The sequence below is a fragment of the Dankookia rubra genome, assembly GCF_004355005.1.
Classification (GTDB): Bacteria; Pseudomonadota; Alphaproteobacteria; order Acetobacterales; family Acetobacteraceae; genus Paracraurococcus; species Paracraurococcus ruber_A.
The window spans coordinates 1-6,766 of the sequence record NZ_SMSJ01000168.1; the positions used below are offsets into that span (position 1 = coordinate 1).

Annotated in this window: 8 protein-coding genes; 2 read left to right on the forward strand and 6 right to left on the reverse strand. The window is 67.4% G+C overall.

Annotated features, from left to right (window positions below; genetic code table 11):
* The 4 genes from E2C06_RS40055 to E2C06_RS34875 form a co-directional block, all read right to left on the reverse strand.
* Positions 1–679: RNA polymerase sigma factor region1.1 domain-containing protein (locus tag E2C06_RS40055; protein WP_241671608.1), on the reverse strand; the 679-nt coding region annotated here is incomplete at its 3' end.
* On the reverse strand, positions 676–1,794 hold the full coding sequence (locus E2C06_RS34870) for a PHP domain-containing protein (RefSeq protein ID WP_241671609.1): 1,119 nt from the start codon (positions 1,792–1,794) through the stop codon (positions 676–678). The genes E2C06_RS34870 and E2C06_RS40055, both read right to left, overlap by 4 nt.
* A gap of 13 nt (positions 1,795–1,807) precedes the next feature.
* Positions 1,808–2,071, reverse strand: a complete 264-nt coding sequence (locus E2C06_RS40060) for a hypothetical protein (protein ID WP_241671610.1) — start codon at positions 2,069–2,071, stop codon at positions 1,808–1,810.
* 184 nt (positions 2,072–2,255) lie between these two features.
* A complete protein-coding gene (locus E2C06_RS34875; RefSeq protein ID WP_133293141.1) occupies positions 2,256–3,557 on the reverse strand; it encodes a serine hydrolase domain-containing protein in 1,302 nt (433 codons plus the stop codon).
* 694 nt (positions 3,558–4,251) lie between these two features.
* Here E2C06_RS34875 and E2C06_RS34880 point away from each other — a divergent pair.
* A complete protein-coding gene (locus tag E2C06_RS34880) occupies positions 4,252–4,443 on the forward strand; it encodes a hypothetical protein (protein ID WP_133293142.1) in 192 nt (63 codons plus the stop codon).
* A gap of 56 nt (positions 4,444–4,499) precedes the next feature.
* Here the strand turns inward: E2C06_RS34880 and E2C06_RS34885 are convergent, their stop codons facing one another.
* A complete protein-coding gene (locus E2C06_RS34885) occupies positions 4,500–4,928 on the reverse strand; it encodes a hypothetical protein (protein WP_133293143.1) in 429 nt (142 codons plus the stop codon).
* Positions 4,929–5,248: 320 nt separating this feature from the next.
* On the opposite strand from E2C06_RS34885, the gene E2C06_RS34890 reads away from it, so the two are divergent.
* Positions 5,249–6,268: a site-specific integrase gene (locus tag E2C06_RS34890; RefSeq protein ID WP_133293144.1), complete on the forward strand. Its 1,020-nt coding sequence runs from the start codon at positions 5,249–5,251 to the stop codon at positions 6,266–6,268.
* 383 nt (positions 6,269–6,651) lie between these two features.
* Here E2C06_RS34890 and E2C06_RS41005 read toward each other — a convergent pair.
* Positions 6,652–6,766: TAXI family TRAP transporter solute-binding subunit (locus tag E2C06_RS41005; protein ID WP_369126555.1), on the reverse strand; the 115-nt coding region annotated here is incomplete at its 5' end.

Consider the following 6,766-nt stretch of genomic DNA (forward strand, 5'->3'; position numbering starts at 1 on the left):
CCTGGTCCTGCGGCAGCGCGGCGTTGATCTCGTCATAGGTGACATAGCCCCGCTCCTTCCCGCGGGTGATCAGCTTCTTGACCGCGGCCATCATGGTGTCGAGCAGAACGCTATCGGCCACCTCGTCCCGACTTTCGGTCGTGTTCATCTTGCCTGCGCCCCTGTTCGCCATGCGCCGCGTTGTCTGCTGAGAACCCGCCGTGAGCCTTGCGCCGTGGGGGCGCTCGACGGACTGGCCCTTCGAGTGCTCCTCGACGATCCAAGTCGTCTCAGGCATCGTAGCCTTCAGGCTGATGGCGCTGGCGCTGAACACCTCCATTGCCCCCGGGTCCAGGATTTCGCGGATCCGCTCGAGCCCGGCCGCGTGGTTGGTACCCAGCCGATCGAGGGCGGCAATCACCTCTGGCAGGGGACGCCGCTCCACCGCGGCCAGGTCCGTGTTCTCCTCGCTGTCTAAAAGCGAGATCAGGTGCTTAGCTGGCCCGCGCCCGTATTCGACAAGTTCCCGGACGCGGTCGGGCATCGCGGGGGCTATGCCGAGCTCGCCGAGCCGCGTCGTGACGTCGTCCAGCGGCAGCCGCTCTATCAGGTCCGGCGTGTAACGCTCCGGCATCGCCGGGTCATTGTCGAGCATAGCCAGGACCTTGCCTGGCGGATCCGGGTTCGGGTTGCTGATCATTCCGCAGCCCTCCGGCTGCCCTCGCCATCGGCTTCGACGTAGGCGGTAACCAGCCTCCTCAGGCGCTTCTTGATGGCGTCCGTCTTGTGCTGCTCCAAGCCCATCCGCTCCGCCAGCTCCGGACCCTTGAGGCCCTCGACCAGCATGAGTTCCGCCATTCGCGCCGCATTAACGTCCTTGGCATGGAGGTGCTGGAGCAGCCGGTCGCGTTCGGACCGCCATAAGACTTGCTCCTCCGGCGTGGGTTGAGAATTTCGCAACAGGATGACCTTCTCGCCGTCCGTCCGCGAGGTCGTTCTATTTTCGGCACTGGTGGTCCAGTTGCTGATCTCGCTCGACACAGCACCCCAGAGATTCTCGAAAGCAGACTTGCTCCGGTTCCATTGGCGCTCGCCGCCCAAGAACTTCTCCACCGCTGTTTGGACCGCGTCGTGAGCGGTGCGGCCGCCGGGAACTTCCCCCCTGCGCTCGCCCCTCCAAACTGTGGGGCCGAGCCTGCCGAGTGCCGCTAGGAGCAGACGCGGATAAAGGTCATCCCAGGGAAACCGCCCGAAGTCGGGCAGGCTACTCGAGTATGGCATCTCCTCCGCCATGCGGACCTCCTCACCCTGCCTCACCCACGGAAGGCAGGCATGACTTCGGATGCTGGCGAGGAGGCCTCGCTCGGACATCGGGAGCGAAAAATACTTGTTCTTGAGATCCAGGTGGCAGGGTGAGCCGGTCGTGCGCCGCCTGAGCCGTGGGATTGCCGCCAACACCCAGCCCTCGGCGGCGGCGAGCATGGCGGCGCGGCTGATCCGGCACTCGCCCTTGGGGGCCTGCATGCGGCCGCGGGACAGCAGGGCGGTCAGCCGGCCATAGGCGGCGCGGCTGCCGGGCCAGGCCAGCCACTCGGAGCCGTCGTCGAGCCGGAGACGGCAGCCGACCCGAAAGGCGAGGCCGGCCGCCTTGGCCGCGACATGGCCGCGGACCGCGCCGGCGAGGCTGTTCAGGTCGCAGATGCCGAGCCCGGCGAGACCGAGCGCCTGCGCGGTCTGGGCCAGCTCCTCCGGGTGCGAGGCGCCGTCGAGAAAGCTGAAATTGGACCGGGCGCCCAGCTCGGCGAAGGCAGCCACGGTGACCCGCGGGTCAGGTGCTGTGCGGCGGGCGGGGCGGGCGCTTGAGGACCACGAAGCGGGTCCGCTCGAGCTGCGCCACGAGCTGCTCGGCCAGCAGGGTGGCGGCCATCTCCCAGGCAGCGCCGCGCCGCGGCCGGCCGCGCTCGTCAAAGCGCAAACCATAGGCCAGGGCGGAGGCGAGCTCCGCCTGGTCGACCTGCAGCAAGGGGCCGGTCAGCGGGGCAGGGGCCTCGGCTGCGGGATCGGACGGATCGGACGCGGGCAATTCGGGCATGGGCCGACGATGCTGGGGCACAGTGAACGAATCAAGAACAGAATCGTTGCCCAGCATCGAGCCGCTCGCCAACCCATAGCTGAACGAGGTCGAACAGAGAGGGCGGACGAAACAGCGAGCAGGCCTCGCGGCATGCACGCCGCGAGGCCACGGTGTAGGCGGCGCCGCCCAGTCCCTCAGGCCATCAAGCGGCCTTCAGGTAATCGTAGACCGCACGTTCGTACTGGCCATAGAGCCGCATCGCCGGCACATCGCCGAAGGGCAGGATCTGAGTCATGATCAGCCCGGTGACGCGCCGCGCCGGATCTATCCAGTAGTGGGTGTTGAAGATACCGGCCCAGGTCAGCGACCCAGGGCTACGGCCATTCGGGCCCGCTTGCGCATTGATCATATAGGCGAGCCCCCATTTGAGGCTGGCGCCGGGGAAGAAGTCGACATCGACGGAGCGGCGCGGGTCCGTCGTCTTCAAAATGCCTGCCTCAATATCGCCAACATGGTTCTGGCCCATGAGGGCCACCGTCTCGGGCCGGAGGATACGCGCGCCGTTGAAGCTGCCTCCATGCAGCAGTGCCTGCAGGAAGGTCATGTAGTCCGCCGCGGTGGAGTAGAGGCCGCCGCCGCCGGCCCAGAACTCCGGCGTGAATGGCGTCTCGAGCGGCTGCGGTGCCAGCGATCCGTCCGCTTGCCGCTGGTGCACACTCACCTGGCGCGCCCGCTGCTCCGGCGTCGTGGCGAAGCCGGTGTCCTTCATGCCGAGGGGGACGAAGATGTTCTCACGAAAATAGACGTCGAGCTTCTGGCCGCTGGCCGCCTCGACGAGCAGACCGACCCAGTCGATGTTCACGCCGTACTCCCAGCGCTCGCCCGGATCAAAGGCGAGCGGCATGCGCAGCGACGCGACCTTGCCCGTGCTGGTCGAGGGCATGCCGGTCGCCTTGACATAGCGGGACGTGTTCGCGTCCCACTGCTCGTAGCTGAAGCCGGCAGTATGGGTGAGCAGGTGCTTCAAGGTGATCGGCCGGCGCGCGGCACGCAGTCGCGGCGCCCCCGAGGCATCAAAGCCCTCAAGAACCTGCGGCGCGCCGAGGGCTGGATCGATGTTGGGCACCGGGTCATCGAGCTTGAGCTTGCCCTGCTCCACCAGCTGCATCGCGGCGACCGAAGTCACCGCCTTCGTCATCGACGCGATGCGGAACACCGTGTCGGGCGTCATCATGGGACCGCTTGCGAGGTTCCGTGTGCCGAAGGTGCCTTTGTAGAAAACGCCTAGGTCTGTTGCCGCCATTGCCACGACGCCCGGAACCTCCCGCGCATCGACTGCCCTTTGAAGAACGGCGTCGATGCCTGCTCGCAGGCCCGCAGCGCCGTCAGCCCCTGGTCCGGCAGCCGCCGCAGGCCCGGGCGCCCCTGCTGCAACTGGTCCCAGTGCCGAAATAGCAGCGGCGGTCTTCAGCAAGGCACGGCGGTTCTGGTGGTCCAGTGTCATTGTCTGTCCTCCCTCACCATGCAGGGCCGCGCTGCCTTATGTTGGCAGGCCGCAACGCAGCGATGACGAGCTTCACTCAGCCCGGGCAAAACAGGAAGCGCTCGATGCGGCGCGATCGGGCGGATTGGCGGATCTGAGTCGGGCGGTCCGCCGCGACGCCGCCTGAGTGTTACGAATTTTTTCACGTAAACTTGGAAGCAGTCACGGCATTTGCCAGTTAGATCTCGGTACCATCAAACGCACTCGACTTGGCGAACCACGTTCGAGTGCATACCTTCCGGAATAGTGGGCGCCACGGGACGCCCCGTCATGGAAGCTCATGTCAGAAGCAAGTCGTGTCTTCCCTGCCCAGAAAGGGCGAGATGCTACGTCCCTCACCAGTGGGAAGCGCTTCATCCAGAGCCGCCCACGTCGTGGCGGACCTGGAAGCGGCCAGCCCAGAGTGGTCGAAGTCGTCCATGTTCAGCGAGGCCGATCTCAATCCAGCGATGAGCAGTTGCGTGCGGCAGCGCGGAGCGTGCGATCAGAAGCCGGGCTAGACGGGGACAGCACAATGCCTGAGCAGCCAAGCTCGGCGTCGGAGCCCATGCCAGTCGCGCCCAAGCCAGCCCAGCCAGTCGTCCGCGTCATGCCGATGTGGCAGCCGTCTGCCCAGCAGCAGGGGACGGAGGCCGCGGCAGCGCCGGATACCGCGTTGGTCGAGGCGCTGCCGCCGGCGCGACGTGGTCGCCGCAGCCCATCAGCTCGGGTCCATGCAGAGACTCCGCGTTCGTATGCCGACCCGTTCGCCGAGGACGATGACGGCGCAAACTGCATTCGCTGCGGCTACCTGGTCGAGCCGGCTCGGGAAAAGCGCGGCCTGCTGACCTGTGCAGGCTGCGGGTGAGACACCGGCATCGGGAGTGACCTTATGCTCCCGGCTGCAGGGGCCTGCCCTGGGTCTCAAAGCGGCTGAAGTAGCCGTTCGGGCGCGGCGGGCGGCGGCACAATCAGCGGGTCGGCCGCGAGCAACCTGGCCGCCCCAAGGACCAGAAAGTGCGCTTCCGGAGAGAGTTCAGGCCAGGCAAGGGCATTCAGCTCTCGTGCATGCCGCAGCACGTGGACGGCCAGATCTCGTTCGCTCGCCCCGGTGAAGTCCAGGTGGAAGTCACAGGGAAAGCTCGGAGCTGGCAGGCCATAGAGTCGGGCCAGCCTGCGCCCGAGCTCCACAGCAGCGCCATCGAGTAGGGCGCCCTCGACCCGCTCGACATCCCGCAACGTGGCAACCAGGGCATCGATCGGGAGTGCCCGATCCGGGTGCTTTGCCAGCGTCTGAGCAACGAAGGCCTTGGCCGCAGTCAGGCCTTCAGGGGTGATCGAGCCGACCGTCATGGACCCGAACATAAGGCGAACGAGACCCTAGCTGAAGGGCCAATTCTGCGGCCTGCCTCGCATGTCCTTCGCCCACCACCGACGAGGTCGGCGCTGATTTAGCGGCGGGTTGGGCCTGGCCGTAGAAGCCCCTACTCCCAGGCACCAGGCACTATCCTCGCATTGACGCGAGCCGCTCAAGGTTCTTACATGCATCAACCTTGGCGTGCGGGCTGATCGACCCCCGTCAACTCACCCCCGGCGTGCGTCCCGCTAGCTTTCCGTCACCCTGAGTGACGCGAGCCCTGGGCAAGTCGCGCGCCTGCCGCGGCGAGGACGCCATGGACCCGCTCGATCAGCCTGTGGACCCTCTACGGGCACCCCAGGACCGGCACCACCTCACCGATCCTGCCCAGTGCGCTACCGCCTTGCCGCTGGCCAAAGCGATCGTTGCCCGACTGGAGCGGCATGCCCGCCACGCCCAAGGTGCCCTGGCACCGGAAACCGAGCGGGCCCTGCGCAAGACATCAGCGGCCTTCACCGGCTGGACCACGGCCCAGGGCCTCGTTGCCCTCCCCGCCACGGCGGAGACAGTGGCCACCTACGTGGACGCGCTCGCGGCGCAGGAGCGGAAGCCTGCCTCCGTCCGGCAGGCTGTCTGGGCCATCGCCACCCTGCACCGCGCAGCGGGCCTGCCCGACCTATCCAAAGCAGAGCCGGTGCGCCTGGCGCTCAAGCGCATGGCCCGGAGCCTGGGCACCCGCCAGCGCCAGGCGGCGCCGTTGGGAGATCACGAGGTCGCCCGGATCCTTGCCACTGCCGGAACCGACCTCGCGGCCATTCGCGACGTGGCGCTGGTGCTGACCATGCGCGACTTGCTGGCCCGCCGCAGCGAGGTCGTCGCCCTCGATCTGGAGGACCTGTCGCGCGCGGACGGTGGTGCAGGCACGGCCCTGATCCGGCGGAGCAAGACCGACCAGGCCGGCCTCGGCGAGGTGCGGTGGTTATCCCCAGAGACCTGTTTGCACCTCCGGCGCTGGATCAAAGCTGCCGGAATCGAGGATGGCCCGGTCTTCCGGCCGGTGAACAAGGCCGGCATGGTCGGCACCGCGGCCCTGCAGGGGGGTGAGGTATCGCGGATCTTGAAGCGGCTCGCCGCGCGCGCCGGGCTGGATCCGGCGACCATCTCCGGGCACTCGGCACGCGTTGGCATGGCGCAGGATCTGGTCGCCGGCGGCGCCGACTTAGCAGCAGTCATGCAGGCGGGGCGATGGAAGTCACCGACTATGCCGGCCCGCTATGCCGAGCGGCTGCTCGCCAAGCGCGGCGCCGTGGCGGGGTACTACGACAAGCGCGGCTGATCACCGCGCCCCGGCGCCCGGGACAGCTGCCAACAACCGACAAACTTCCTCGTACCGACGACAGCGGCTCGGCAGAACCGCGGCCACATCGTGCACGGTAACTGCAGTGCCGCTGCCCGGTCATGCATGGTAACTGTCGCCGCCCCTTCCGATCATGCTCGGTAATTGGATTTGCGGTGCTCCGGTCGTGCACGGTAACTGCCATTACCATGCATAATCCGCAGGGCGCTCGACGCGGCGGCCTGCTCGGCCTTCGCCACGTCGCTGGCCGAGACCGCCAGGGCACTCGTCCCGACCTCATTGATTCATTGGCCTATCCGGGGCGGCGCCGGACGGCTCGACAACGCGAGCAATCCACTTGCGGCCAGCAGGTTGGCGTGAGGTCAAATGGCCAGCGCGATGCCCTGCTCCCGGTAGAACCGAGCCGCACCGGGATGGAAGGGCAGGACGCGGTTGGTACCAGCATTCGCGGCGCGGGTCGCAGCCGCGCTCGGGTGG

Bases quoted from the DNA above. Each gene is read 5' to 3' on its own strand.
- E2C06_RS40060 (WP_241671610.1), bottom strand. From the start codon at position 2,071: ATGCCCGAATTGCCCGCGTCCGATCCGTCCGATCCCGCAGCCGAGGCC.
- E2C06_RS34875 (WP_133293141.1), bottom strand. From the start codon at position 3,557: ATGACACTGGACCACCAGAACCGCCGTGCCTTGCTGAAGACCGCCGCT.
- E2C06_RS34885 (WP_133293143.1), bottom strand. From the start codon at position 4,928: ATGACGGTCGGCTCGATCACCCCTGAAGGCCTGACTGCGGCCAAGGCC.
- E2C06_RS34890 (WP_133293144.1), top strand. From the start codon at position 5,249: ATGGACCCGCTCGATCAGCCTGTGGACCCTCTACGGGCACCCCAGGAC.